A 2,650-nucleotide genomic window follows, 5' to 3' on the forward strand; every position below is an offset into this window, starting at 1 on the left:
ACACGTCAACGGTTGCGAGAGCCACGCGTCGCTGACGCGACGGTGGCTCTCGCCCCATCGAGGAGTGTCAAAGGACAAGCTAACACCGTATCTCAGAGCCTTTCAGCTCCGCTGCGAACTCTACAGAGAACCAGGTGACGAAGCGCTCAAACATGCTCTTGATGCTGCCCTCTGAAAATCAACAACGTGCTTCACAAGAGCGTTCAGGAAAATAATAATCCTATAGATCGATATTCATTACACACGATCTGATCATCAGGGTGACCGAGTACTGTGGTATAAACACCAATATGATCTTATTCTCAAAAATGGTCCTGATATCAAAAAAAACTAAAAACAGTAGTATAATATAGCAAGGAAAGCTATGCCCACCACCTACGGTAGGCGTACGCTACACTGAGAATGAACACTCTACAATATATTCTTGGAGACCTTTCCGAAGATAGTCGGGGACAGACTCTACAAGATTATGTTTTTGGTGTCAGTGTCTTTCTTTTGACTGTCACCGCAGTGGTGGGTGCTGGTCTCCCAACAATGCTGGCAACGTTTGATGACGGGACACGTGGGGACACGGATGCACAGGCCAAACGGGTTGCCGACCAAATCGTGATGAATACCTCTATTGGCGCTGGAAACCAGCTAAATACGACGCTGGTAGAAGCAATAGCTGGGAGCGACGTTGATACGCTTCAGAATCAATATCGCCTTCCAACCACTTCAACGGTGAACGTGACCATTAGAAACTCCACTAGGTCCGGTGCAGTTGTCACAGACAGTGGAGTCACCCTTTCTGCAGGGCGTGATGCTACGGGACGGACTTTCAGTAAAGCTGTTCGGCTCGTGACGATTGGAAACAGCAGCTGTGACCCTGCCTGCCAACTGATTGTGAGGGTGTGGTGACTATGCTTGGTGCGAACCGTGGTCAAGCGTACAGCTTGGAGGCCATTGCAGGGAGTGTCATCGTTGTCATGGCACTCCTATTTGCTCTCCAGTCGATCATCATCACGCCCACCACATCAAGCGGTGTTGACCCCGAGGTTCGGGAGGACCTCCGAGCGCAGGCGAGTGACACGCTAGTAATTGTTGACAGCAATGAGACGGCAGACCTCTCCTACTATACTCGCTACTGGGTCCCCGAAATTCGGACGTTTGAGGGGGGACAGAATCCAAGCGTTGGCTACGGAACTAATAGTCCACCTGAAGTACTTGGAACGATACTCAAAAGAACGTTCACACGGAATTCGCGACTCTACAATATTAAAGTTCTATATTTACATACAAATGCAAGCGATGGCCGTGGCCGAGTACCAATGGTCTACCGCGGTCAACCTGCAGAGGGTGCTGTGACTGCGAGCCACACCGTGACGCTATACGACAACCAGACCCTGACCTCTGGTAAGACTGGTACCGCCGAACTCTGGGAATACGAGACTAACCCTACCAGCGAGGCGTACTATCCGATTCCGAATGCGGTCGAAGGGCCAGTGTACAACGTTGTGGAGGTGCGCCTCACCGTATGGTGACTCACAAAGACCGTGCACAGTTGCTTTTTGTCGGGGCGATAGCTCTTGCATTTCTTATCGTTGGTATCGCTGTCGTCGTCAACACCACACTCTTTGTTGAGAACACGCAAGCAGGCATGGCCGGAAGCCAGACCCAGTCACCAGTTGCCATCGATAATGAGGTTACGAACTCACTTCGAACCGTTACCTTACGCGTGAATCATCGGACCTTAGACCACAGTGCGACTGAATTAGGGGCATACGCAAACAACAACGTCACCAGACTTGGCACGGCTTTGGGCGAGTCGTATGCTGCCTCCAGTTCGCTGTCTGTTTCTGTCCGTTACCGGAACGACTCGAGCAAATTTGGAAGCCGTGTAGTTCAGGCTGGCGACAGCACCTTTGAGAACGGCTCGCCGAATTGGACTCCAGTCTCCAGCGGTTCACAGCGGGAACTCGGGTGGTTTGTGGTCAATCTTAATGCCAGCGAGAGTCAAAGCGGCACGTTCCATGCCAACGTAACAAACGAGACTAACTCTGTAAATTTGACTATTGACAAGGTAAGCGACAGCAATTTTTCGGTTAGAACTTCTGGCCCCACTGGAAGTGCCAGCCAATTCTGCACCCCCCGCAGAGGCCGACTGTTCCTCGACCTCCATCGTGGTCAGTCGGTGACTGACGACAGTTGTAGGTTTAATGGTACGGATGAACTTGACACAGTATCGCGAGTAAAATTTACTAACGGGGATAATGCAGTCGGAAAGTACGCCATCGTGACAAACTCATCATCAGCGAGTTTTCCGGAGTGTGAACTAACCCCACGCACGGATCCGTGCCATGCCCCAGTCGTCTGGGCCGCAAACGCAACTGTCAGTGTTGTCGGGTCTGACGTCCAATATGAAAGCGAGAAGAACGTCACTATCTATCCAAGTGGGGTGGAATAGTATGGTCGGATACAATCGGGCTCTCACCAGCGCTCTTTCGTATGTGTTGACACTCAGCATTACAACCCTGTTAATTATGCCGCGTTGAATAGCGATCTAATCGGCGGTTATCACGGGTTAGAAGGACGAAGCCGAGGAAATCAATTCTGGCTATGGAAGTCGATCTCCTCGACTTCGTTGAGCAGTGTCGGCAGCTAGTCAAAC

Annotated in this window: 2 protein-coding genes and 1 pseudogene; all 3 read left to right on the forward strand. The window is 51.1% G+C overall.

Annotated elements, in window-relative coordinates:
* Positions 1-175, forward strand: a pseudogene (locus G9463_RS23505) (IS1595 family transposase); the annotation flags it as partial.
* Positions 176-902: 727 nt separating this feature from the next.
* Positions 903-1,523, forward strand: coding sequence for a hypothetical protein (locus tag G9463_RS23510; protein WP_007187627.1), 621 nt, complete (start codon positions 903-905; stop codon positions 1,521-1,523).
* Complete coding sequence (locus tag G9463_RS23515) at positions 1,517-2,446, forward strand: hypothetical protein (protein WP_165897983.1); 930 nt, start codon at positions 1,517-1,519, stop codon at positions 2,444-2,446. Before G9463_RS23510 ends, G9463_RS23515 begins: the two co-directional genes overlap by 7 nt.
* Positions 2,447-2,650 lie beyond the last annotated feature (204 nt).

The sequence above is a fragment of the Haloarcula sp. JP-Z28 genome (assembly GCF_011440255.1).
In the GTDB taxonomy this organism is placed as follows: Archaea; Halobacteriota; Halobacteria; order Halobacteriales; family Haloarculaceae; genus Haloarcula; species Haloarcula marismortui.

Bases quoted from the DNA above. Each gene is read 5' to 3' on its own strand.
- G9463_RS23515 (WP_165897983.1), top strand. From the start codon at position 1,517: ATGGTGACTCACAAAGACCGTGCACAGTTGCTTTTTGTCGGGGCGATA.
- G9463_RS23510 (WP_007187627.1), top strand. From the start codon at position 903: ATGCTTGGTGCGAACCGTGGTCAAGCGTACAGCTTGGAGGCCATTGCA.